Here is a 25,522-nt window from a genome sequence, read left to right as displayed (position 1 = left end):
TGTGACCTAGTGCTACACTTATCTAGTACCAAGCCATAAAGTAACACCCAAAACAAAACATATGTTACAAGTACCATTTATTAGAGAAAACAAAGATTTAGTTATCAATAGACTAGCTGTCAGAAACTTGGACGCTACTACTTTGATTGAAGAGGTAATAAATTTAGATGAAGAGCGTCGTGCTTTACAAACTAAGTTAGATACTGTTTTAGCAGAGTCCAATGCTATCTCTAAAGAAATCGGTATACTTTTTAAATCCGGTCAAGCCGAAAAAGCAAATGCTTTAAAAGCTAAAACAGCAGATTTTAAAGACGAATCTAAAGAACTAAACGACAAACTTACTTCAACAGCCGAAGCCTTAAACCAATTATTATACAAAATTCCAAATATCCCACACGCTTCCGTACCAAAAGGTAATAACGAAGCGGATAACGAGGAAGTTTACTCAGAAGGCGAAATCCCTAAATTACATGATGGTGCTTTACCACATTGGGAATTAGCAAAAAAATATGACATCATAGATTTTGAGCTAGGAACCAAAATTACTGGAGCAGGTTTTCCTGTATACAAAGGTAAAGGAGCCAAATTACAACGTGCTTTAATTGCTTATTTTTTAGATAAAAATACAGCAGCAGGTTATGAGGAAGTACAAGTCCCACATTTAGTAAACGAGGCATCTGCTTTTGCAACTGGACAATTACCAGATAAAGACGGACAAATGTATCACGCAACTAATGTTAGTCCAAGCTTATTTTTAATTCCAACTGGAGAAGTTCCTGCAACTAATATTTATAGAAATGACTTGTTAGACGAAAAAGACTTACCAAAATGCTTAACAACATACACACCATGTTTTAGAGTTGAAGCAGGAAGTTATGGTGCACACGTACGTGGATTAAATCGTTTACACCAATTTGATAAAGTAGAAATCTTACGTGTTGAGCATCCAGATAATTCATACAAAGCATTAGATGGTATGGTGGATCATGTCAAATCTATATTAAACGAACTTAATTTACCATTCCGAATTCTAAGATTATGTGGTGGTGACACTGGTTTTACTTCTGCATTAACCTATGACTTTGAAGTATTCTCAACAGCACAAGACCGTTGGCTAGAAATATCTAGTGTTTCAAATTTTGAAACCTTTCAAGCCAATCGTTTAAAACTACGTTTTAAAAACAGTGAAGGTAAAAATGAGTTAGCACACACATTAAACGGAAGCTCATTAGCGTTGCCTAGAGTATTAGCAGGAATATTAGAAAACTATCAAACACCAGACGGTATTAAAATTCCAGAAGTGTTAGTACCATACACTGGCTTTGAATACATTAACTAATTTTGTAAGTTTTTTCTTATTATAAAAGTTTAATTCATCGATTAAAAGTTAAAAAACACGTTGTTTTGTCGTTTTTAGGGCGTTTTGTTTTGTGGTTAGCAAAAAATAAGTTTACTTTGATTGACCCAACATAACCTACTAATTATGAAAACTATTGCAAGACTACTGCTTTTCATGTTTCTTTTAGCTGTTATGGTGAAAGTTTTAAACAAAAACAACGACCAAGACATCAACAAAGTAACGATAGCACAAGTAAAACAATAAAATATTTAAATTACATAGATAAACCCCAATCAAGTAATTGAATCTTATATTGAATATATATATGATTAATAGCACATTTATTAGATTGGCTAAATGCCTGAACTTTGTTCGGGCATTTTTTTTACACAATATTTACATTTTCTAGCTTTCGTATTTTTATATTTACAACTATGATATTTAAACGCTACCCTTTAATAATACTCCTACTGTTTTCTGTGATATTAAACGCACAAGAAGACTTAGTGGCACGAGAATATTTTATAAATGGTGAGTTTGAAAAAGCGTTAACCAGTTATAAAAAACTGTACAACAAAAACACAAATAACACCAACTACCTTTTACAATTAGTAAAAATAGAACAACAATTAGAGCTATATAAAGACGCTGAAACTAGATTACTAGAAGTAATTAACACTAATAACTATCCAGAATTATTAGTAGAATTAGGTTACAACTACAACCTACAAAACGATAGTATTAGTGCTAACAAATATTATAACAAAGCTATTGCTACTTTAGACGACAACACAAATAATGCCTATCGTGTTGGTCGTACTTTTGAAAACTTATCACTTTTAAATCAAGCCATAACTACCTATAAAAAAGCTATGACGCTTAACCCTAGTCTTGAGTTTAATATGCAGTTAGCACGTATATATGGTACACAAGGTGAAGTAGAAAAAATGTTTAAAAGCTATATAGACTTAATAGAAACTAGCGACAGTTATTTAAACACAATAAAAAGAAGTATTAGCGAATTTATTACAGATGATGCTTCCAATGAAAATAATATATTTTTAAAAAAAATACTTTTAAAAAAAATACAGCAAACACAAGATTTAAAGTGGAATGAGTTACTAAGCTGGTTGTTCATTCAGCAAAAAGATTACAATAAAGCTTTTGCACAAGAAAAAGCAATTTACAAAAGGCAAATGCAAAGCTTAAATCGTTTGGTAGAACTAGGTCTAATTGCCGAAAACCAAAAACAATACGACGATGCCATATCAGTATTTAACTATATTATAGACAACACACAGGATATAGACACCAAACTTGTCGGTCACTTAAAAGTATTACAAATCAAGACCAAAATTGCAACACCAAGTGATTATCATGACATTAAAAATAAATACGAAACAGTTCTTGAAACCTATGGAAAAACACCACAAACACTAAGTTTACAAATTAATTACGCACACTTTTTAGCCTTTAATTTTAACCAGGAAGATCAAGCTATTTTAATCTTAAAAAACACATTAAAATATAAACTTTCAGAATATGATTTAGCTCCAGTTAAATTAGAGCTAGGTGACATTTTAATATTAAAAGAAAAATTTAATGAAGCCTTAATCTATTACACACAAATAGAACGCAACCTTAAAAATAGTACTATCGCTCAAGAAGCTAGATTTAAAATAGCTAAAGCAAGTTATTATAAAGGCGATTTTAAATGGGCCGAATCACAACTTAAAATCTTAAAATCCTCAACTTCTCAATTAACTGCTAATGATGCTTTAGATTTAAAACTACTAATTAGTGATAACAGAGCAGAAGATTCGCTTCAAGTTGCTTTAACTAAGTACGCTAAAGCCGATTTGTTAGCCTTTCAAAATAAAAATGACCAAGCCATAACTATCTTAAATAGCATTTTGAAAGAACATAAAACAGAAGTCATCATACCACAAGCCTTACTTAAGCAAGCCACGTTATTTGAAATTAAAAAAGAGTATCAAAATGCTAAAGTAAATTACCAGCGTATAATTACTGACTTTAAAGACAGTATTTTAATGGACAATGCACTATATAATTTGGCAGAACTTTTGGCAAACCATTTAAACCAAACAGAAGAAGCAAAACAACTGTATGAAGAGCTTTTGTTTAATCATTCGGATAGCATATATGCTGTTGATGCTCGTAAAAAATTTAGAGCACTACGTGGTGACACCTTAAAATAAAACTATGATTGTAGCAGAAACCAAACGTCTTATAATTACTAAATTTACATTGGATGATGCACAGTTTTTTATAGACTTAGTTAATACACCAAAGTTTAAATTGTTTATTGGAGATCGTAAAGTTAATACTATTGACCAAGCCAAAGCGCGTATTAATAATGGGCATTTAAAGGACTACAAAACCCTTGGTTTTGGATTTTACAAACTACACCTAAAAGCAGAAAACAACAAACCTATTGGTACAAACGGTTTAACAAAACGTGATAGTTTAGAATTACCAGATATTGGCTTTGCCATGTTACCAGAATATGAAGGTAAAGGCTATGGGTTAGAATCATCATTAGCAATATTAGATTTAGCAAAAAACAACTTTAACCTTAAAAAAATTGGAGCAATAACTAAAGATAATAACGTTGCATCCATTAATTTAATAGAAAAATTAGGTTTTAACTTCATAAAAATGGTAAAACCCTTTGAGGACGACTCAGAACTTATGTTATTTGCAAAAAACTTATAGACTATGTACATATATAACGTCACAGTAAATATAGATGACAGTGCTCACGACGAGTGGTTAATCTGGATAAAGCAACACATACCAACAGTGTTAGCAACTGGTAAGTTTGAAAAAGCAACACTTACAAAGGTTTTAGTAGATGAAGAAATGGGTGGACAAACCTATTCCATTCAATATAAATCTTATTCTAGAGAAGCTTTGGATGCCTATTACAAAGAAGACGCTGACAAACTTAGAAATGAAGGTCTTAAAAAATTTGCAGACAAAATGTTAGCCTTTAGAACAGAGCTTCAAATTGTGGACGAGTATTCGGTAACGTTTAAATAATTCAGCTTAAGCTGAAAAACAACCTATTTTATGGCACATCAAAAACATAACAACCATCAAGTTAAAGCAAAAAAATTCTTAGGACAACACTTTCTTGAAGACGAAGGTATTGCTAAAGACATTGCTGATGCATTAACTTTAAATGGTTATAAAAACGTCTTAGAGATTGGACCAGGAATGGGTGTTTTAACCAAATACTTACTACAAAAACCTATCACAACATACGTTATAGAAATAGATACAGAAAGTGTAGAATACCTACAAAACAACTATCTAAATTTAGCGCCAAGAATCATTGAAAAAGATTTTTTAAAATACGACTTAAGCCAAACTTTTAAGGACCAACCTTTTGCAATCATTGGTAACTTTCCTTATAATATTTCAACTCAAATTGTATTTAAAACATTAGAGCTTCGTGATCAAATTCCAGAATTTTCTGGTATGTTTCAAAAAGAAGTCGCACAACGTATTTGCTCCAAAGAAGGTAGTAAGGTTTACGGTATATTATCTGTATTAACTCAAGCGTTTTATGATGCAGAATACTTGTTTACAGTTCCTCCAACCGTATTTAATCCACCACCTAGAGTAGATTCTGGAGTACTACGTTTAACACGTAAAGCAGATTATAGTTTACCATGTGACGAAAAACTATTTTTCAGAGTAGTAAAACAAGCTTTTCAGCAACGTCGCAAAACCATTCGTAACAGTTTAAAAACAATGGAATTGTCAGATAATTTAAAAGCAAACCCTATCTTTGACAAACGTCCAGAGCAACTTAGCGTTGCACAATTTTTAGAGTTAACTAGCCTAATCGAAAACGACAAATAATTATTTGGTGGAAGACAATCAAAACATACAATTTCAGCTTACAGACGCACTTATTGAGCAAGTAGAGTTACTTATCGAACAAAAAAACGATAAAGCACTTAAAACGCTTTTAGAAGAGTTTCACTATGCAGATATTGCCGAAATCTTAGATGAAGTAAATCTAGAAGAGGCTATGTATGTTATCAAGCTTCTAGATTCAGAAACCACATCTGATGTCCTAATGGAGTTAGATGAGGACAATCGTGAAAAGGTTTTAAAAAATCTGTCGGCTAAAGAAATTGCTGAAGAAATTGAAGAACTTGATACAGATGATGCTGCAGATATCATTGCAGAGCTTCCAGAAGAGCGTCAAGCAGAAGTAATATCGCAAATAGAAGACCAAGAGCACAAAGCCGAAATACAAGAATTATTAGCCTACGACGAGGATACAGCTGGTGGTTTAATGGCAAAAGAGCTTGTCAAGGTTTACGAAACTTGGACAGTAGCAGGCTGTCTGCGTCGTATTCGTGGACAAGCGCAACACGTTAGTCGCGTACACTCTATTTACGTTGTAGACAAACAAGAAAAACTATTAGGTCGACTGTCGTTAAAAGACTTATTAACAGCAAAAAGTGATCAAAAAATAGCAGAATTAGCCAACAGCAATGTGGACTATGTGTACGTGGAAGAAGATGTAGAGGAAGTCGCAAAAATCATGCAAAAGTATGACCTAGAAGCAATTCCTGTTGTGGACCAAAACAAAACACTTTTAGGACGTATTACCATTGATGATATCGTTGATGTTATTCGTGAAGAAGCAGACAAAGATTATCAAATGGCAGCTGGTATATCGCAAGATGTAGAAGCAGATGATAGCATCCTTAAATTAACCAAAGCACGATTACCATGGTTACTAATTGGTATGTTTGGCGGACTTGGTGCAGCCAGCATCATCGAAGGATTTAATGGATCCATGGGTGAGTTTATAATCCTACTAAGTTTTGTCCCATTAATACAAGCAACAGCAGGTAATGTTGGTGTACAATCCTCTGCAATTGTAGTTCAAGGATTAGCCAACAACAGTATAGATGGCAACATCATAAAACGTTTGTTTAAAGAGTCTATCTTAGGATTAGTAAACGGTTTAGCACTAGCCTTAGTCGCTATAGCAGTAACACATTTTGCATTTAAAACACCCTATATAATTTCAATAACCATAGCAATAGCCTTAGTTGCTGTAATTATAATGGCAGCATTAATTGGTACATTTATCCCAATATTTTTAGATAAAAGAGGCATAGATCCAGCAGTAGCAACAGGACCATTTATAACAACAAGTAACGACGTCTTTGGTATTTTACTGTACTTTATCATTGCAAAATCAATCTTAGGATTTTAAATAATTTGGGCGTTACCTAAAGGTCGTGTCATCCGTTATATCTTTTTTTTGCCATATATGGCAGCAAAAAAAAGGATGTCACTGCTACCACTAACGCATAAAAACATTACTTTTATTAAAATTGTTTAACACATTTAGACAGTCTCTAATAAATGAAAATATTACACCTTGACTCCAATCATCCATTGCTAATTAATCAGCTTAACGATTTGGGCTTTACTAATCATGAAGATTACACATCAACTAAAGCAGATATTCAACAAAAAATAAATCAATACGATGGTTTTATAATACGAAGCCGATTTAGTATTGACAAAACTTTTTTAGATGCAGCAACCAACCTAAAATTTATAGGACGTGTTGGTGCAGGTTTAGAAAACATAGATTGTGACTACGCACAAAGTAAAGGCATAGCTTTAATTGCTGCACCAGAAGGTAATCGCAATGCTGTAGGAGAGCATAGTTTAGCAATGCTATTAAGTCTATTTAACAAGCTTAATAAAGGCGACAAAGAAGTTAGAGAAGGCAAATGGTTACGCGAAGACAATCGTGGATTAGAACTAGATGGTAAAACCGTTGGCTTAATTGGTTACGGTAATATGGGAAAAGCCTTTGCAAAAAAACTACGTGGCTTTGACGTTAAGGTCTTGTGTTATGATCTAAAACCAAACGTAGCAGATGCTAACGCTACACAAGTCACTTTATCACAATTGCAAGATCAAGCAGACGTATTAAGTTTACATACTCCAGAAACACCATCCACTATTAATATGGTTAATGCTAAGTTTATAAACGGTTTTAAAAAACCGTTTTGGTTAATAAATACAGCAAGAGGAAAAAGTGTAGTAACATCAGATTTAGTTAACGCCTTAAAAACAGGACAAATATTAGGTGCAGGATTAGATGTTTTAGAATATGAAAAGTCATCATTCGAAAACCTTTTTACCGATAATAAAATGCCAGAAGCCTTCAAATATTTAATTAATGCAGACAATGTCATTTTATCACCACACGTAGCTGGATGGACCATAGAAAGTAAAGAAAAACTAGCACAAACAATAGTAGATAAAATTAAATCACAGTTTATCTAGTTACATAAAAATAAAATTAAACCTAATGACCTCAACCGCAAAAACACCAGAAGACTACATCAATCAACTTCCAGAGGATAGAAAAGCACCTATAACTAAACTACATAATTTAATAGTAAAACACATGCCAAAAGGCTTAGAAGCAGGAATGGGTTATAGTATGCTTGCTTATTATGTACCAAAATCTATATATCCAGCAGGTTACCATTGCAAACCGTTTCCGCCTTTACCTTTTATTAATGTAGCTTCTCAAAAAAATTTTATAGCCATATATCATTCTGGTTTATATGCAAAAAAGGAATTATACGATTGGTTTGTTACAGAATACCCAAAACATTGTAAATACAAATTAGACATGGGTAAAAGTTGTATCAGATTAAAAAAAATGGATGACATCCCTTATGATTTAATTGAGGAGTTATTAGGTAAAATGAGTGTTCAGGAATGGATAACAATTTATGAATCTGTATTAAAATTAAAAAAATGAAAAAACGCGTCACAGGAATTGGAGGTCTATTTTTTAAAACCAAAGACCCAAAAGCATCAAAGGATTGGTACCAAAAGCATTTAGGCTTTAATACCGATGATTATGGTTCAACCTTTTGGTGGAAAGACAAAGATGGTAATGACTGCTCCACACAATGGAGTCCATTTAAAGAAGACAGTAAGCATTTTGAACCTTCAAAAAAAGACTTTATGTTTAATTATCGTGTAGAAAACTTAACAGAATTAATAACTGTTTTGAAAGAAGAAGGCGTTACTGTACTTGGAGAAATTGAAGAATATAGCTACGGAAAATTTGGTTGGATTTTGGATAATGATGGTAATAAAATTGAACTTTGGGAACCTATAGATAAAACATTTTTAGAATAATCATTTATTATTGTAATATATTAGCATTCAGAAAAATAACATCGATAAATCATGAATGAAGAACACAAAAATATTGAAAATAATGCAGAAGAAACTATAAACAATATAGAAGACACTGCAAACAACGTCTCTGAAGATGTTAAGGAAACCTCTGAAGAAACACTTCAAGCTGTTAAAGAAAAGACTACAGAAGTTGTAGACAAAGCAGAGTCTAAGTTTGAAGATCTAAAAGAGGATGCCAAAGAAACGTTTGAGAAAGCAAAAGCTAAAGCGACAGAATTTATAAACGAAGATGCAAAAGAGTTTATGGACGACGCTAAAGACAAAGCATCAAAATTAGCTAAAGAAGCAGGAGAAAAATTTGACGAGTTGTCAGATGATGCTAAAGAAACGTATCAAAAAGCTAAAGCTAAAGCAACTGAATTTATTAACGAGGATGCAAAAGAGATGCTAGATGACGCCAAAGAAAAAGCTTCAAAATTTGCAGACGAAGCAGGTGATAAACTAGAAGATTTGGCAGAAGATGCTAAAGAAGTTATAGAGGAAACGACTAAAAAAACTAAAAACTTTTTCCAAAGGTTATTTGGTAAATAATTTAAAAAAATCAAATTTAAAACCAAAGTCTTGCTTGATTTTGGTTTTTTATGTAGATTTATCATTGTGATATTGCAATATCACTTTAATAGTAATATTAATAATACATTAACTATGGGGTTTTCAAAAAAACAACTGTTTAATACGTCTCAAAATCAAGTAGCAACTATTACAAAAGTATTGGGTCATCCTGCTAGAATTGCCATAATACAACACATAAGCGAAAACAAGAATTGTAATTGTAATGCGCTTGTAGAAAGCACAGGATTATCCCAACCAACCATCTCTCAACATCTTGGTGAGATTAGAAAAATTGGGTTACTTAAACAAAAAGTAAAAGGTAAAAACCTGTTTTACTCAATTGATATGGATCAATTAAACGAATGCAGACGTGTAGTAAATGACTTTTTTGTAAAGACTCAGGTAAATTGCAATAAGTAATAGTTATTGTAAATTATAATCCGATGGTAACATATTTACCAATCTATCTTGTCCAAATAGACCTCCAAATAAAACATTGTCAATAGGAAAGTGAATACCAAAACTATCTATATAAAATGTTTTATCCTCAGAGTTTGGCAATAAAAAGGCTTGTTCTAAATTATCAAAACTAACCACGACTTTATTGGCGTCTAAAAAGGAGACTTTTGTAGTGTTTTGTTCTGTTTTTTCAGTTTTAAAAACTGCTTCTTGAATGGTTTCAAATAATGGATCGGAAGATTTTTCATCCTCTTTTTTAAATAACTTAAATCCATTTTCCCTAAGATTACTTGCAGCCAGACTTCTCATAAAATATAATAATGAGGTCTTGTAAACAAAGCTTCGGTTTTTAAGATTACGTTTTTTTACTTTTTTATTTAATTCAGTAAAAACACTAGTACCACTGTAAAATACTTCTTTAACATAGTCAAATCCAGCAGCTGATGTACGGAACATGATTTCAAAATCAACTAAGTTATACTCGACTTTATAACCTAAATACTTATTGATTACAACTATAGGTTGATCTGCCATAGCGTACATAGTTTGATCTACTTTGCTATATCTAAATCTAATATTATCCAGGTTTATAATCTTACAATCTTTGCTATGGATTGACTGTCCTAAAAACTCGCGTTTAAAGTATTCTATTTTTTTTTCTCTTGACCAATCATCATCAGTCAATACTATCTCCTCTAAATCTGTAGTTTGTGGTTTAAGCTTTATTATAGGATTATTTAGAAGCGTTTTTTTATCAATTATAAGCGTTTGGTAACCAATATAACTAATTACTAATGGTGCGTTTATGGTGTTTTGTGTGGTAATAGAAAAATTACCATCAAGATCTGTAATTACTCCAATGGTTGTTCCATCAAAATAAACGGTAACACTAGATAACAATTGATTTGTTTCTGCGTCTTGGACAGTACCAGAATAGGTTTGTGCAAATGTTAGCGTACTAACAAAAAAAGCAATTAGGATTACTAATTTGTTACTCATTTTGCTCGGTAACTTTACGCTCTAATTCTGCTTGAAATTCTTCCATAACAGGTCTAACAGTACTTTCTGGTAAATCCTCAATTTTAATATACATTAAACCATCGACAGCATTATTAAATAATGGATCAACATTAAAAGCCACTAAACGTGCATTTTGTTTAATGTACTTTTTAAGTAGTACTGGCAATCTTAATGCTCCTGGTTCAATCTCGTCTATAATTTTATCAAACTTATTTAAATCGGCTTCAGTTGCGTCAAAAACAAAGTCCTTATCAGCGTCTTTAAGTTTTACTTTAAATTCCTTTTTAGGATGCACGTATTGTGCTACATAAGGATCGTAATAATGAGACTTCATAAACTCAATCATTAACGATTTAGAAAATTCTGAAAACTGATTACTGATACTAACACCTCCAATTAAAAACTTATGCTCAGGATGACGTAACGTAGTATGTACAATACCTTTCCATAGTAAAAATAAAGGCATTGGTTTTTGCTGATACTCTTTAATAATAAAAGCTCGTCCCATTTCAATGGACTCACTCATCATTTTATATAATTCCGGTTCAAAACCAAATAAATCTTGTAAATAGAATCCGTTAATACCATAGTTGGCAAAAATCTGAGATCCTAATCCCATCCTGTAGGCTCCTGCTAAAACATTAGCCTCACTATCCCATAAAAATAAATGGTGGTAATAGTTATCAAATTGATCTAGATCTATAGGTTCGTTTGTTCCTTCTCCTACTTCTCTAAAAGTTATTTCTCTTAAACGACCAATTTCACGTAGCAGGTTTGGCATGTTTTCGGCAGTAGCCAAAAAGACTTCGTAATTTTTACTAGTTAACAATTTGCAATCCTGCTGTCTTAAAGCATCAACCTCAGTAATCATAGCCTGCTGACTAACAGGTGTCACAATTTGTTTAGGAGCTTTTACAGATTTTGGAGATTTTAAGCTAGAGGAAATGGTATCTATTATTTTTTCTTTTGGCTCAAATGCATTAGAAAGCATGTAGGTTTTTCTTCTAATAAACTCTGAAAAATCAGAAAGCGATTCATGTTCGGCTTGATCATTAACTGATATAGGCTTACCTATTCTAACCTTTATTACTCTTCGTTTTTGAGTCAATAACTCTGATGGCAATTTTGCAGTCCTAAAAATATCGCTAATCTTAGATAATTTATAAAACAACTTGCTATTATTAGCATGAAAGTATATTGGCACTACAGGCACATTAGCTTTTTGGACTAACTTCATAGCTGTTTCTTCCCAAGGTCTGTCCACTACTAATTTTCCGTCTCTGTAAGTAGAGACTTCTCCTGCTGGAAAAATCCCTAAAGGATGACCATCGCGTAAATGTGAAATTGCACTTTTAAAACCTGCAATACTAGACTTTACATCTTTCCTATCTTCAAAAGGATTAACAGGCATTATGTATGGCTTCATTGGTTCTATGCGATGAAGTAAAAAGTTAGCAATTATTTTAAAATCTTCGCGTTGCTCTAGCATTAATTTTAAAAGTAATATGCCATCAATTCCACCTAAAGGATGATTAGATACTGTAATGTATGCGCCATCTTTTGGTAAACGTTTTAAATCTTCTTCAGGAATTTCAAATTTAATTTGAAACTCATCTAAAATTCCGTTTAAAAATTCTAAATGTGATAAATGTTTATTACGATTATAGATTTTATTTAAAGTAGATATCTTTAAAACTTTCATTAATAACCAACCAACAAAAGTCCCTAAAAACCCGTATTTATCAAGTTTTATAGCTTTTGAAACTTCTTTTGCAGTGACTAATCCCATTTAATTTTATTCATATTAGAGTTTACAAATGTAATCAATAGATTTATTTAGTTACTATTTGTAGTGTTTCTTGAAACATTTGTTTTAATAAAACTGTTTTTCCGGCTTCTAAATCGGAAATTGCTTTTTGATTGTAATGCCTTATCGTGTACAAAGATACGTTATCATTACATGTCACTTTAAATTTAGCTTTTAAATGTAACAATAAAGGTTCTAAATTATTGTAATTATTGTCAAAACAAACAGAAAAACTAATCGCAGAGTTTTGAATAACATCTACTTTCATTTTATATTTTGATAATAAATTAAAAATCTCGCTAATATTATCTTCAACAATATAAGAAAAGTCTAAAGTAGACAAGGATAATAAGACTTGATTTTGTTTTACTATAAAACAAGGTACTTTAGGTTCAATGCCTTTAATTTTACTAACTATTGTACCATTTGCTTGTGGTTGTAAAAACGATTTAACGTGCAACGGAATTTCTTTACGCTGCAGTGGTTGTAATGTTTTAGGGTGTATTACTGAGGCTCCATAAAAAGCCAGCTCAATAGCTTCTGTATAGGATATTGAGTTTAATAATTGTGCATTTTTAAAGTGTCTAGGATCTGCATTTAAAACACCAGGAACATCTTTCCATATTGTTACGCTATCTGCACTTAAACAATAGGCTATGATTGCTGCTGTATAATCGCTTCCTTCACGACCTAATGTTGTTGTAAAGTTGTTTTTATCACTTCCAATAAACCCTTGGGTTATATTTAACTTTGCATTATCTACATGCTTAGTAATTAACTGCTGCGTTACATCCCAATTTACATTTGCGCGTCTGTAATAATCATCTGTTTTAATTAATTGTCTAACATCAATCCAGTTATTGTCAAAGCCTTTTAATTTTAAAAAATGGCTTATTATGGTGGTTGACACCAACTCTCCAAAACCAATCACTTGGTCGTAAACAAAATTATAATCAGGAGATTTATTAGTTTTTAAAAAAGTATTAAGCTCTTCAAACAGTGATTTAACACTCTCAAAAACAGGATGGTTTTTATTTTCAAAAAGCGCTAATATAATATCGTTATGATAGGTAACAACTGACTGTATAGCATTTTGCAACTCTGGTTTATTATCAAAATAATTACCTATGACCTGCTCTAAAGCATTAGTGGTTTTACCCATTGCAGACACAATAATTAATGTATTATCATGTCCAACTTGATCTAAAACCGAAATTAGATTTTTAACACCATTGGCATCCTTAACAGATGCACCTCCAAATTTAAATACTCTCATTTATAGTTTTTCGATGTAGTTTTCAATACTTGTTTGATCCATTTGAACTAAAAACCAATCCTTTAACAAGGTAGCACCTTTGCTCTCGTAAAATTTTATTGCAGGTTCATTCCAATCTAAAACTTCCCAACAAATGCGTTTTACACCTAAACTATAACCGTATTTGATAACCTCGTCAAGAAGTAAAGTCCCTAAACCTTCTCCTCTATATTTTTCTTTTACAATTAAATCTTCTAAATGTACGGTCTTACCTTTCCACGTTGAAAAACGGAGATATATTAAAGCCATAGCAACAATTTCTTCATCTTTTTCTGCTACAAAGCATGTAAATAATGGTTGTTTTCCAAATCCTTGTTCTAATAAATCTGCTTCTGTAACTATAACAGCTTCTGGTTGTTTTTCAAAAACAGCAAGTGTTTTTATCAAGTCAAGCATAGCCGAAACATCTCTTTTTTCGGCAAAACGAATAGTAAACTCCATAAATATTTAATTTAATCAAATATAGTTTAAGAATGTTTACTAAACCAAATTATGGACAACTACAACGTTATAATTGCTAAAAAATACGATATTTGTGCAAACAACTACATCTAAAACACATGTCTAAAAAAAATCAAACGCTAGGAGAATTTATTATTGAAAATCAAGCTTCGTTTAAATATACTTCTGGAGAGCTATCACGTTTAATAAACTCTATACGTCTTGCTGCCAAGGTTGTTAATCATGAAGTTAATAAAGCTGGATTAGTTGATATTATTGGTGCTGCAGGAGACACAAACATACAAGGTGAGGATCAACAAAAACTAGACGTTTATGCTAATGACAAATTTATCCAAACCCTAACCAATCGTAATATTGTCTGTGGTATTGCTAGTGAAGAAGAAGACGATTTTATAAGCATTAATAGTCAAGATGACAACAATCAAAACAAATATATTGTATTAATAGATCCCTTAGATGGGTCATCAAATATTGATGTTAACGTCTCAGTTGGAACTATATTCTCTGTTTACAGACGTGTTACACCAGTAGGAACACCTGTGACTATTGAAGATTTTTTACAACCAGGAAATCAACAAGTAGCTGCTGGTTATGTAGTTTATGGTACATCTACAATGCTAGTATATACAACTGGTCATGGTGTTAATGGGTTTACATTAAATCCTGCTATTGGAACATTTTATTTATCACATCCAGAGATGCAATTTCCGGAAGATGGAAACATTTACTCTGTAAACGAGGGTAACTACACACATTTTCCACAAGGTGTAAAAAACTACATCAAATACTGCCAAATGGAAGAAGGAGATAGACCATACACTTCTAGATATATTGGGTCTTTAGTGTCTGATTTTCATAGAAATATGATTAAAGGTGGTATTTATATGTACCCTAAAAGTTCTAAAAACGAAGACGGTAAATTAAGATTATTGTATGAATGTAATCCTATGGCTTTTTTAGCAGAACAAGCTAATGGTAAAGCAAGTAATGGTTACAAAAGAATCATGGATATAGAGCCAACAGAGTTACACCAGCGCGTTCCTTTTTTCTGCGGAAGCAAAAATATGGTACTTAAAGCTGAAGAATTCATGCAAAACGCTGATTAATTAACAAAGTGTTCATTTTTTTGTTATTTTTGAGACATAAATTATCCTGATGGCAAATACAGACAAAATCAAAGAAGACAACATGCAAGCATCTTCTGAAGCAACTTCAAAAATAGATGCAATTAAGCAGCTTATTTTTGGTGAAAACATGCAAGCTTACGATAGTGAGTTTGAAACACTAAAAAAGGACATTCTTACTAAAAAGAAAGAGTTAGAAGTCTTAATGGACGAAGTCAAGTCTGAATTACTTCAAAACATTGACAATCTTAGCACTGATATTAATATTAGAATTACAGAGCTTGAAAACAATTTAGAAGATAAAATAGACGATTTAAACGAGAAAAAAGTTGATCGCAAACTTTTAGGCGAACTTTTTACCAAATTAGGCGAAAAAATAAGTCAATAACAAATTGACTTGCGCATGAACCAAGAAGATAAATTAAAAATCCTTAAGGACATCTTACTTAAAGATGAGCATGAGTATGCCTCATCCATAGAAGTAAAACTTAAAAAGCTTGAAGACCTAATTAACAAGCAAAATAATTTATCTAAGCACATAGACCCTATTTTAGAAGACAAACTAGAAGCGTTTATCAAGGAAATGCCAAAAACTTTAGGTCCAACAATAACACAAACGTTACAAGAAGAAATTAAAAACTCTCAAGACGCAGTAGTTGAAGCCTTATATCCAATTATGGGTAAAATGATTAAAAAATATGTTCAAAAAGAGATACAAATCCTTTCTGAAAACATAAATAAAAGCTTAAACAACACCTTTTCTTGGGCTTCTATTAAAAGGAAATTTAGATCAAAAAAATCAGGAGTATCACAAGGAGATATGATTATCCATGATCAATTTAAATCTAAAATAGAGCAAATAATGGTTATTGAAAGTGGCTCTGGACTAATTGTATCAGAGTACTCCAAAACGGAAGGAATAGACCAAGACACGGTTGCTGGTATGTTAACAGCTATAAAAAGTTTTGCGCAAGATGCCTTTACAACTCAAATTCAAAATTTAGAATATATCGAATATGAAAACTACCATATTCATCTCCAAAATTTTTCTAATTATTATATTGCTGTTGTAATTTCGGGTGCTTTTACAGCAACGTTTAGAAGCAAGCTAGAAGACAAACTTCTAGATTTTGCACAAAACATAATTAATAAAACAGATTTAGAAAACAGTGATATTTTTAACACTAAACTAAAAGATTACTTTGACAATGAAAATATCTAAAAAAATAGTTTTAATAGGACACTTTGGTGTTGGTAAATCATCTTTAATCAGACGATTTGTAGAAAACACATTTACCGAAGACTATAAAGTAACTATTGGTGTACACATATTAAAAAAGGAAGTCACGTTACCTAAATCAAATGACGACATTACGCTTGTAATTTGGGACTTAGAGGGTAACGATGATATCACTAATACCAGACCTTCATATCTTATAGGTACCAATGGTTTTTTATATGTTTTTGACATGACTAGACCTGCTACTTACCAAAGCTTAGAGAATGATTTAGATTACATAAAAGATCGTTATCCTAACATACCACTAAAAATTATTGGGAATAAAAAAGATTTAGTTACTAACGATTTTATTAAACAGAATAAAGACGTTTTTGGACGCTTTGTCGATTTTTATACAAGCGCCAAATCTGGTACTAACGTTGATGATGTTTTTACTAATTTAGCCGAAGCTGTAATTAAAGAAGCAAAAAAATAATGCTAGAACAATATAAAAAAGAGTACTCGCAATCAGTAAATCAATATATTGTTGTTGATCTAGATGGTAATATACTAGAGTCTGACAATGTTATTTTTCCTGATGTAGTTGGAAAAAACCTTTCAGACATCCATCCTTTTTTTGAAAGTGTACATAGCGCTTTATTAGAGCCTAATAAAAGACATATATTTTCTTGTATTCACTTAACAAATCCAGAAAACCAGACAATAATAACAGACATTATTGTAAAAACTTTTGACGGTAAACAACCACCTTTAGTAGCAATTCTAGATTTAACTACACATTATGACAATTACCAAACCACAGCTCAGGTTAGAAATGAGTCGGTAATTAATTCTCAAATATTAGAGTTAAAAAATGAGTACCTACAAGAAAAAGAAGCTTTTAAAAATGCCTTTATTGCAAATTTTAGTCATGAGTTAAGAGACCCATTAACAGGTATCCTTACCTTCTCTGACATATTAAAAAAGACACATTTAAATGATGAACAATTAAATTATTTAAGGGTAATAGACTCATCATCGACCTATTTAAAACAGCTAATTGAAGACATTTTAGACATCTCTAAAATTGAAGCAGGTAAATTAGATCTAGTAATTAGTCCTTTTAATATTAAACAATTACTAGAAGACATACAAAGTGTATTTGCAATTAAAGCACAACAAAAAGGATTAGAGTTAATCACTAATTTTAATGACAACCTACCAGAGATAGTTGGTGGTGACGCTTTAAGATTAAGACAAGTACTAAGCAATCTTCTAGAAAATGCAATAAAATTTACAGAAGAAGGCACAGTAACATTTAACGCTTCATTAAATCAAATCCGAGCTCAGAAAGCAAGTATACACTTCCAGGTAAAAGATACAGGAATAGGTATCCCAGAAGATAAGTTAGAAGATATATTTACTAGCTTTACACAACTTAACAACTCTCAAGCCTATAAAGGTGCAGGATTAGGATTAGCAATTGCAAAGCATTTGGTAAGCTTAACACATAGTAGAATAAGTGTGGACTCTACAGTAGGAGAAGGCAGCACATTTTCTACTAACATAAATTTCATTTTGGACAAAAACCAAGTCCTAAAGTCTAAAAAGAAAGACGTCCTTACACCACCTAAATCCAATAGAAAATTCAGCATTTTATTGGTAGAAGATTCTGAAATCACACAACTATCAATATTAAAAATATTAGCCTCTAGAGGTAATTACTTTTTAGACATAGTAACAAAAGGAGAAGACGTTATTCCTAGAATAGAAAACTCTGAGTTTGATTTAATACTAATGGATATTAAACTACCTAATAGTTATGGAGACGAGATCACCAAGCTAATAAGAAAAATGCCAGAGCGTGAACATAAAAAAATTCCGGTAATAGCACTAACTGCTCGTGTTATGAAAGACGATTTAAAGCGCTACAAAAAAGCAGGAATTAATGATGTCATTCAAAAACCATTTGACGAAAACACCTTAGTTTCAAAAATAGAAGAATATTTAAAATAAAAAAAAAGCGAACTTTTCAGTTCGCTTTTTTTTATATAGTAATCAGATAGATATTATCTGTTCATAGTTTTAATTTCTTCAGCAAAAGTATCCAAGTCAACACCTTCATGCACTAACTCTAAAGCCTTGTGTGTAACATATTTAGCATTGCTAGATTTAAAGCCTAAACCAACACATAAACGCTCCAAAATAGCAGTTTGTTTAGGTCCTTCAATATGATCAGCCCAAACCATTCTTGACAAATCATATAAACGCTCTAAACGTTGCTCATAAGATGTTGGAGGATTAATTGGGTGCTCTTTATAATCTATTAATATCTGCTTATACTCGCTTTCACTAATATCTAAATTACGTGCTAAACGGTCTAAAAACGCTTTTTCTGCATCACTAATCACACCATCACTCATTGCTACACGTACTATTGCAGCAAAATGATCCTCATTACGCTTTTTAAATCCACTATCGAATAAATCTGAAAATGACATACTTTTTTGTTTAATTTTAGACTACAAATATAGTCAAACCCTACACCTTTTAAAATTAAAAGTTTTTATTTTTTTGGGCGTTTATTTTACACCCTTTAATTGGTGTAAAAAACCAGGCTCTCGTGGCTCGCTCTCTGCGAGGAGCTCAGACAAACCACTCCATCCTTAACGCATCTACCTATGGACATTTCTAAAAAGTTAAATTTTGTAAATCTAAAAGCTAATAATTTATGCATTGCTTATATTTGCACAAACTAAAGTTATAGTGAGTAAAACCTTAATCTCGCAAACCTATTTACAGTCTTTGCAATTGCAAAAACTGCAAACTGCTATTGCCCAAACCCAAAGTAAAACACATTTAAAAGGGCTTGTAGGCTCATCACTATCCTACGTTGTAGCACAATCTTTTAAACAAACACAACTCCCTTTTTTACTTATTTTTAATGACAAAGAAGAAGCTGCTTTTTACTTAAACGATCTAGAACAACTCATTAACAAAACAGACGTCCTATTTTATCCAGGAAGCTATCGTAGACCCTATCAAATAGAAGAAACCGATAACGCAAACGTCCTATTACGTGCCGAAGTTTTAAATCGTATCAACTCACGTAAAAAACCAGCTATAATTGTTACTTATCCTGACGCACTTTTTGAAAAAGTAGTTACCAGAAAAGAGCTAGAGCGTAATACACTTAAAATAACCGTTAATGATAGCCTATCAATAGACTTTGTAAACGAAGTCCTATTTGAATACAAATTTAAACGCGTCGATTTTGTAACAGAGCCTGGTGAGTTTTCAGTACGTGGTGGTATTGTAGATGTATTTTCTTTTAGTCATGACGAACCCTATCGAATCGAGTTTTTTGGAGACGAAGTAGATAGTATCAGGACCTTTGATGTAGAGACCCAATTATCCACAGAGCAAATTAAAAAAATTAGCATCATACCAAATGTGGCTAATAAATTAATGGATGAATCCAGACAAAGTTTTTTAAAATACATTGCACAAAAAACAGTCGTTTTTGGCAAAAATTTTGACTTAACCTTTGATCGTGTGGACGACTTTTTTGACAAAGCAATTGCAGCTTTTGTTAAATTAAATAAAGACATCAAACACGCAGAACCATTAGAATTATTTTGCAATGCTGCCGAGCTAAAAAAACAACTATTAGATTTTAGTCTTGTAGAATTTGGAAGTGATTCTATCTTTAGCGCAACAGAAGTCATACAACATAACACGTCACCACAACCCACATTTAATAAACAATTTAACTTATTAATAGATAACCTAAATAGTAATCATAATAACGATTACACAAACTATATAGCTTGTGTCAGTGAGCAACAAGCAAAACGTTTTCATGATATATTTGACGATGTTGAGCAAGACGTCCATTACCAAACTATTACCCAATCACTGTACCAAGGATTTATAGATCACGACCTTAAAATAGTCGTATATACAGATCACCAGATTTTTGAACGTTATCATAAATTTCATCTTAAAAATGGATATGCTAAAAAGCAAGCCATAACCTTAAAAGAGTTAACCAATCTTGACATTGGTGATTATGTTACACACATTGATCATGGAATAGGAAAATTTGGAGGACTTCAAAAAATTGATGTCGAAGGTAAAAAACAAGAAGCTATTAAACTTGTGTATGGAGAGCGTGATGTCTTGTACCTAAGTATTCACTCTCTACATAAAATAACCAAGTTTAATGGTAAAGATGGCAAACCTCCTAAAGTATACAAATTAGGAAGTAAAGCTTGGAAAGTTCTTAAAGAAAAAACTAAATCTAGGGTAAAGCATGTTGCTTTCAACCTAATAAAATTATATGCAAAACGTAAGCTAGAAAAAGGATATCAATACAAACCAGACAGCTATTTACAACACGAGCTAGAAGCTTCTTTTTTATACGAAGATACACCAGATCAAATCACTGCAACTGCAGATATAAAAGCAGACATGGAAAGCGAGCGTCCTATGGACCGTTTAATATGTGGAGATGTTGGTTTTGGTAAAACCGAAGTAGCCATACGCGCAGCTTTTAAAGCAGTAGATAATGGTAAACAAGTAGCAGTTTTAGTGCCAACAACAGTATTAGCCTTTCAGCATCATAAAACATTTACAGAGCGTCTTAAAGATTTTCCTGTTACAGTAGATTATGTTAACCGTTTTAGAACTGCAAAACAAAAAAAAGAAACCTTAGAAAAATTAGAAAAAGGTCATGTCGACATTATAGTAGGCACACACCAACTTGCTAGTAAAAATGTTAAGTTTAAGGACTTAGGGTTACTTATTGTTGACGAAGAGCAAAAATTTGGTGTTGCTGTAAAAGAAAAACTAAAAACATTAAAAGATAACGTAGACGTATTAACACTTACTGCAACTCCAATACCTAGAACATTACAATTTAGCTTAATGGCTGCAAGAGACTTATCTGTCATTACCACACCTCCACCAAACCGTTACCCAATAGAAAGTAATGTTATAAGATTTACAGAAGAAGCTATTAGAGATGCAGTAAGTTACGAGATAGAACGTGGTGGACAAATCTTTTTTATTCATAATCGTATTGAGAATATTAAAGAGGTTGCTGGTATGATTCAACGCTTGGTTCCTGATGCTAAAATAGGTATTGGTCATGGTCAACTAGAAGGCAAAAAACTAGAAAGCTTGATGCTTGGTTTTATGGATGGCGAATTTGACGTGCTTGTAAGTACAACAATTATTGAAAGCGGTTTGGATGTACCAAATGCCAATACTATTTTTATTAACAATGCAAATAATTTTGGACTAAGTGATCTGCATCAAATGCGTGGACGTGTTGGACGTAGTAATAAAAAAGCCTTTTGTTATTTTATAACTCCAGAATACTCTGCAATGACAGACGATGCCAGAAAGCGTATCCAAGCCTTAGAGCAGTTTACTGAGTTAGGTAGTGGTTTTAATATTGCTATGAAAGATCTAGAAATCAGAGGAGCAGGAGATTTATTAGGAGGTGAACAAAGCGGATTTATAAATGAAATTGGTTTTGACACCTATCAAAAAATCCTCAATGAAGCAATTGAAGAGCTTAAAGAAAATGAGTTTAAAGAACTTTATAACGAGCCATTAGAAAACAAAGAATACGTTAAAGATATTACTATTGACACAGACATGGAACTTTTATTCCCTGACGACTATGTTAATAATATTGCTGAAAGATTAAGTCTTTACACCCAATTAAACAACTTTAAAACCGAAGCTGAATTAGCAGAGTTTGAAACACAACTTATTGATCGTTTTGGAGAGCTACCAACACAAGTTGTTGACTTGATTAATAGCGTACGCATCAAATGGATAGCTACTAAACTAGGTATTGAAAAAGTAATAATGAAACAAGGCAAGCTAATTTGTTATTTTATTAATGATCAAAAAAGCAGTTTTTATCAAAGTCCTAATTTTACAAAGCTATTACAGTATGTGCAAACACACGCGCAATCTTGTAAAATGAAAGAAAAACAAACCAGAAATGGCTTACGTTTATTACTTACCTTTGACAACATAAAAACGGTTAAAAAAGCTTTAATTGCCTTACAACCAATATTGGAATAGTTTTTGAAATTATAATAGAAAATCACAAAAAAATGTATAAAAAAATACTGTTTTTATTTACCATATTGCCAACCTTTTTAGTGGCACAAAACACAATTAAAGGCACCTTTACTCCTGCTGATCAATTTAAATTCGCATTTTTATATCAAGTCACTGCAGACACTTCAATTTTTGTAGATAATGCAGATATTGCAGCAGACGGAAGCTTTGTTTTTAATCTTAAAAAAACACAAGCTCCTGGCACCTATCGTATTGTTTATGCTCAACCACAAGATCAGTATAATTTTGATTTTTTATATAACAACGAAGATATCGAGCTTACTTTTGATTTAGAAAAAGGCCTAGAGTTTGTATCCTCGGAAGAAAATAAACTTTGGATCTCTTACAACAATAGTATGTCTATGATTGGTCAGAGCTTAAACGCATTTTATTCTTCTGGAGGTAAAAAAGAAAAAGATTTTAAAAACATTATTGACATCTTAAAAACAACGCAGTCAGAGTTTGAAAAGGCATCGGAAGGTAAATTAGTACTAAACTTTATAACTGCAAGTCAACCTTATATTCCTGAAAATTTAATTGACGCCAAAACGTTTACTAAAAACGCAAAAGACAACTACTTTAAACATATAAATTTTGGAAATCCAGTACTTCAAAATTCAAACTTTTTAATTGAAGCAACCTTAAATTATGTATTCAATTTTAGTGATAGCGAAAATCAAATCACGTCTTATAATAGCAACATAGATACGGTTGTAAAAGCTATTGGAAATAATCCTAAGATTAAAAAAATAATGTTAGAGATTTTATGGAATCAATTTGCTGTAGAAGAAGTTGAGCCTGTTGCTAACCATATTACAGATACTCATTTATTAGCTTTAGCTAAAGCGGAAAATGACACGCCATTAATAGAAGATTTAACCTATTTTAAAAATGCATCTGTTGGCAATATTGGACAGGACTTTGAAATAGTTATATATGATGAAGAAGGAGAGGCTACTGTAAAAAACCTACATCAATTAGATGAGTCTAATAATTACCTAATCGTGTTTTGGAGCACAACATGCTCTCACTGTTTAGAAGAGATTCCTGAACTACACAAGTATGTAAAAACTTTAGATAATAAGCAAATAAAAGTAATTGCTATAGCACTAGACGAAGACCGTTACAGATGGAAAGATATGACTTATGATTACCCTGAGTTTTATCATGTTTTTGGAGAAGGTAAATGGGATAATGAGATTGGCAACAACTATAATGTTAAGTCTACACCAAGTTATTTTGTACTAGATAGTGATAAAAAAATAATCAAAAAACCTTATGATTTTAAGGCTTTTGAAGCATATTTTAAAACATTACCACAATCTAAAAAAGAAGAATAGGCAATTAAAAAGGCTAAAAAACAAAGTCTTGTTTTTATTAGGTTACTCTTATTGCGATAATCACGATAAATTAAAAATGATAAAAGGCATTTTCTAAATGCCTGATATTAAATTGATTGTTTTGCTTGACTATCGCAATAATATCAAACCTAACCTCAACATCTAACCCATTTAACGTGACATATTCATCTACTGCTTTTACCAAGCGTTGGATTTGTTTTGGTTTTACAAAGTCTTGAGGGTTACCAAAGGTATCAGTAGATCTTGTTTTGACTTCAATTATTGCTAAAACATCAGCTTTTTGAGCAATAATATCAACTTCAGCTTTATCAAAACGATAGTTTCGTTCAATAATATCGTATTTGTTTTCAATTAAAAAATCTACAGCTAATTGCTCTCCTTTTTTACCAAGTTCATTATGATTAGCCATTACTCTTCAAAAATTAAAGTCGATTTGCTTTTATCTACTTTTAATATTACTTGACGACCTAAAATTAAAGCTCTGTTATCTTTTTCATGTCCTGCAGGCATATTAAACGCAATAGGAAAATTATAATCAGACAACGCATCAATAATTAATTGCTCGATTGAAGTACCCCAAAGTGTAGTGTTTTTTCGCATTTTACTCATATCACCAACTAAAACACCTTTACAGTTGTCAAAATAGCCAGCACGTTTTAAACTTTGTAACATACGATCTATATGGTACTTGTACTCTCCTATTTCTTCAATAAATAAAATTTTACCATCTGTATCTATACTCTCTTTAGAGCCTAACATTGTATGCAAAATAGTTAAATTACCACCAACTAAAACACCATTTGCATCTCCTGGTTTATTATATTTTGACCCTTTTAAAGCATAACGTAATGGTTGGCCAAAAAGCGTGTTTTTAAAAGTTGCTATACTATCTGCAATGTCCTCCAAGTTTTCTGGTAAGCTTACTCCCATAATAGCATGTAGTGATTGTACACCTAAGTTATGTATTTGGTTATGTAAAGCAGTAATATCACTGTAACCAATAACCCATTTAGGCTGCTTTAAAAATTTGGTATAATCTAAGCTATCCAAAATCCTAACGGTTCCGTAACCACCACGAGCAGACCATATAGCCTTAATTTTAGGATCATCTAAAGCCAATTGAAAATCTTCGCAACGCTCTTCATCTGTGCCAGCAAAATGGTTAGCTTGATTAAAAACATGTTTACCAATAACGACATGTAAGTTCCAACTTTCCAAAAGTTGCTTTGCACGATTTACTTCATCAAATCTATTTTTTAAAACACCAGAAGGTGCAACAATAGCAACAGTGTCTCCTGCTTTTAAATAAGGTGGTTGTATCAATTTAATTTCGGTTTTATTTTGCGCAAATCCTATAGTATTTCCTAAGAAAAAAACAGCACAACACACAAACAATAATATTCTCTTTTTTGACATAATGTAAA

25 protein-coding genes are annotated in these 25,522 nt (G+C 31.9%); 18 read left to right on the top strand and 7 right to left on the bottom strand.

Annotation, left to right across the window (positions count from 1 at the left end; all coding sequences use genetic code 11):
- Window positions 1–61: 61 nt before the first annotated feature.
- From serS to M890_RS0114270, 11 genes are all read left to right on the top strand, one after another.
- On the top strand, window positions 62–1,339 hold the full coding sequence (gene serS, locus M890_RS0114325) for a serine--tRNA ligase (protein WP_028284175.1): 1,278 nt from the start codon (window positions 62–64) through the stop codon (window positions 1,337–1,339).
- A 434-nt stretch (window positions 1,340–1,773) separates the two neighbouring features.
- Window positions 1,774–3,558, top strand: a complete 1,785-nt coding sequence (locus M890_RS0114315) for a tetratricopeptide repeat protein (RefSeq protein WP_036597711.1) — start codon at window positions 1,774–1,776, stop codon at window positions 3,556–3,558.
- Between the two features lie 4 nt (window positions 3,559–3,562).
- On the top strand, window positions 3,563–4,075 hold the full coding sequence (locus M890_RS0114310; RefSeq protein ID WP_028284173.1) for a GNAT family N-acetyltransferase: 513 nt from the start codon (window positions 3,563–3,565) through the stop codon (window positions 4,073–4,075).
- A gap of 3 nt (window positions 4,076–4,078) precedes the next feature.
- A complete protein-coding gene (locus M890_RS0114305; protein ID WP_028284172.1) occupies window positions 4,079–4,402 on the top strand; it encodes a DUF4286 family protein in 324 nt (107 codons plus the stop codon).
- Between the two features lie 30 nt (window positions 4,403–4,432).
- The gene (gene rsmA / locus M890_RS0114300) at window positions 4,433–5,230 is read left to right on the top strand and encodes a 16S rRNA (adenine(1518)-N(6)/adenine(1519)-N(6))-dimethyltransferase RsmA (RefSeq protein ID WP_028284171.1); all 798 of its coding nucleotides are present in this window, start codon (window positions 4,433–4,435) and stop codon (window positions 5,228–5,230) included.
- A gap of 4 nt (window positions 5,231–5,234) precedes the next feature.
- Entirely contained in the window at window positions 5,235–6,608 is a 1,374-nt protein-coding gene (gene mgtE / locus M890_RS0114295; RefSeq protein WP_028284170.1) for a magnesium transporter, read from the top strand.
- A gap of 152 nt (window positions 6,609–6,760) precedes the next feature.
- Window positions 6,761–7,699, top strand: coding sequence for a 2-hydroxyacid dehydrogenase (locus tag M890_RS0114290; RefSeq protein WP_028284169.1), 939 nt, complete (start codon window positions 6,761–6,763; stop codon window positions 7,697–7,699).
- Between the two features lie 25 nt (window positions 7,700–7,724).
- Window positions 7,725–8,186 carry a DUF1801 domain-containing protein gene (locus M890_RS0114285; RefSeq protein WP_028284168.1) on the top strand — a complete coding sequence of 154 codons (462 nt, stop codon included), beginning with the start codon at window positions 7,725–7,727 and terminating at the stop codon, window positions 8,184–8,186.
- Window positions 8,183–8,572: a VOC family protein gene (locus M890_RS0114280; protein ID WP_028284167.1), complete on the top strand. Its 390-nt coding sequence runs from the start codon at window positions 8,183–8,185 to the stop codon at window positions 8,570–8,572. The genes M890_RS0114285 and M890_RS0114280 overlap by 4 nt, the downstream gene beginning before the upstream one ends.
- Before the next feature lie 51 nt (window positions 8,573–8,623).
- Window positions 8,624–9,166 carry a hypothetical protein gene (locus M890_RS16545; protein WP_051437554.1) on the top strand — a complete coding sequence of 181 codons (543 nt, stop codon included), beginning with the start codon at window positions 8,624–8,626 and terminating at the stop codon, window positions 9,164–9,166.
- Between the two features lie 114 nt (window positions 9,167–9,280).
- Window positions 9,281–9,607, top strand: a complete 327-nt coding sequence (locus M890_RS0114270; protein ID WP_028284165.1) for an ArsR/SmtB family transcription factor — start codon at window positions 9,281–9,283, stop codon at window positions 9,605–9,607.
- Window positions 9,608–9,610: 3 nt separating this feature from the next.
- On the opposite strand, the gene M890_RS0114265 is transcribed toward M890_RS0114270, so the two are convergent.
- The 4 genes from M890_RS0114265 to M890_RS0114250 are packed head-to-tail and all read right to left on the bottom strand — an operon-like array spanning window position 9,611 to window position 14,229.
- Window positions 9,611–10,645: a carboxypeptidase-like regulatory domain-containing protein gene (locus M890_RS0114265; RefSeq protein ID WP_028284164.1), complete on the bottom strand. Its 1,035-nt coding sequence runs from the start codon at window positions 10,643–10,645 to the stop codon at window positions 9,611–9,613.
- Window positions 10,638–12,455, bottom strand: coding sequence for a lysophospholipid acyltransferase family protein (locus tag M890_RS0114260; RefSeq protein WP_028284163.1), 1,818 nt, complete (start codon window positions 12,453–12,455; stop codon window positions 10,638–10,640). The genes M890_RS0114265 and M890_RS0114260 overlap by 8 nt, the downstream gene beginning before the upstream one ends.
- A gap of 43 nt (window positions 12,456–12,498) precedes the next feature.
- Window positions 12,499–13,749 (bottom strand): aspartate kinase, encoded by a 1,251-nt coding sequence (locus M890_RS0114255; protein WP_028284162.1) that lies wholly within the window; start codon window positions 13,747–13,749, stop codon window positions 12,499–12,501.
- A complete protein-coding gene (locus M890_RS0114250) occupies window positions 13,750–14,229 on the bottom strand; it encodes a GNAT family N-acetyltransferase (RefSeq protein WP_028284161.1) in 480 nt (159 codons plus the stop codon).
- Window positions 14,230–14,348: 119 nt separating this feature from the next.
- Between M890_RS0114250 and fbp the strand changes: the two genes are divergently transcribed.
- From fbp to M890_RS0114225, 5 genes are read left to right on the top strand one after another with little or no spacing between them, the layout of a single operon-like run.
- Window positions 14,349–15,356 carry a class 1 fructose-bisphosphatase gene (gene fbp, locus M890_RS0114245; protein ID WP_028284160.1) on the top strand — a complete coding sequence of 336 codons (1,008 nt, stop codon included), beginning with the start codon at window positions 14,349–14,351 and terminating at the stop codon, window positions 15,354–15,356.
- A gap of 49 nt (window positions 15,357–15,405) precedes the next feature.
- Window positions 15,406–15,762 (top strand): hypothetical protein, encoded by a 357-nt coding sequence (locus M890_RS0114240; protein WP_028284159.1) that lies wholly within the window; start codon window positions 15,406–15,408, stop codon window positions 15,760–15,762.
- Window positions 15,763–15,777: 15 nt separating this feature from the next.
- Window positions 15,778–16,596: a hypothetical protein gene (locus tag M890_RS0114235; protein ID WP_028284158.1), complete on the top strand. Its 819-nt coding sequence runs from the start codon at window positions 15,778–15,780 to the stop codon at window positions 16,594–16,596.
- A complete protein-coding gene (locus M890_RS0114230) occupies window positions 16,583–17,089 on the top strand; it encodes a Rab family GTPase (RefSeq protein ID WP_028284157.1) in 507 nt (168 codons plus the stop codon). The genes M890_RS0114235 and M890_RS0114230 overlap by 14 nt, the downstream gene beginning before the upstream one ends.
- Window positions 17,089–18,609 (top strand): ATP-binding protein, encoded by a 1,521-nt coding sequence (locus tag M890_RS0114225; protein ID WP_028284156.1) that lies wholly within the window; start codon window positions 17,089–17,091, stop codon window positions 18,607–18,609. Before M890_RS0114230 ends, M890_RS0114225 begins: the two co-directional genes overlap by 1 nt.
- A 53-nt stretch (window positions 18,610–18,662) precedes the next feature.
- Here M890_RS0114225 and M890_RS0114220 read toward each other — a convergent pair whose 3' ends face one another.
- Window positions 18,663–19,094 carry a tellurite resistance TerB family protein gene (locus M890_RS0114220; protein WP_028284155.1) on the bottom strand — a complete coding sequence of 144 codons (432 nt, stop codon included), beginning with the start codon at window positions 19,092–19,094 and terminating at the stop codon, window positions 18,663–18,665.
- Between the two features lie 265 nt (window positions 19,095–19,359).
- On the opposite strand from M890_RS0114220, the gene mfd reads away from it, so the two are divergent.
- Both mfd and M890_RS0114210 read left to right on the top strand, forming a co-directional pair.
- On the top strand, window positions 19,360–22,698 hold the full coding sequence (mfd, locus tag M890_RS0114215) for a transcription-repair coupling factor (RefSeq protein WP_028284154.1): 3,339 nt from the start codon (window positions 19,360–19,362) through the stop codon (window positions 22,696–22,698).
- A gap of 32 nt (window positions 22,699–22,730) precedes the next feature.
- A complete protein-coding gene (locus tag M890_RS0114210) occupies window positions 22,731–24,077 on the top strand; it encodes a TlpA family protein disulfide reductase (RefSeq protein WP_028284153.1) in 1,347 nt (448 codons plus the stop codon).
- Between the two features lie 70 nt (window positions 24,078–24,147).
- Here the strand turns inward: M890_RS0114210 and M890_RS0114205 are convergent, their stop codons facing one another.
- On the bottom strand, window positions 24,148–24,507 hold the full coding sequence (locus M890_RS0114205; protein WP_028284152.1) for a YraN family protein: 360 nt from the start codon (window positions 24,505–24,507) through the stop codon (window positions 24,148–24,150).
- A complete protein-coding gene (locus tag M890_RS0114200) occupies window positions 24,507–25,514 on the bottom strand; it encodes a S66 peptidase family protein (protein WP_028284151.1) in 1,008 nt (335 codons plus the stop codon). Before M890_RS0114200 ends, M890_RS0114205 begins: the two co-directional genes overlap by 1 nt.
- Window positions 25,515–25,522 lie beyond the last annotated feature (8 nt).

Source organism: Olleya marilimosa CAM030, assembly GCF_000518485.1.
Classification (GTDB): domain Bacteria; phylum Bacteroidota; class Bacteroidia; order Flavobacteriales; family Flavobacteriaceae; genus Olleya; species Olleya marilimosa.
This window is presented reverse-complemented; position numbering and strand designations above follow the sequence as displayed.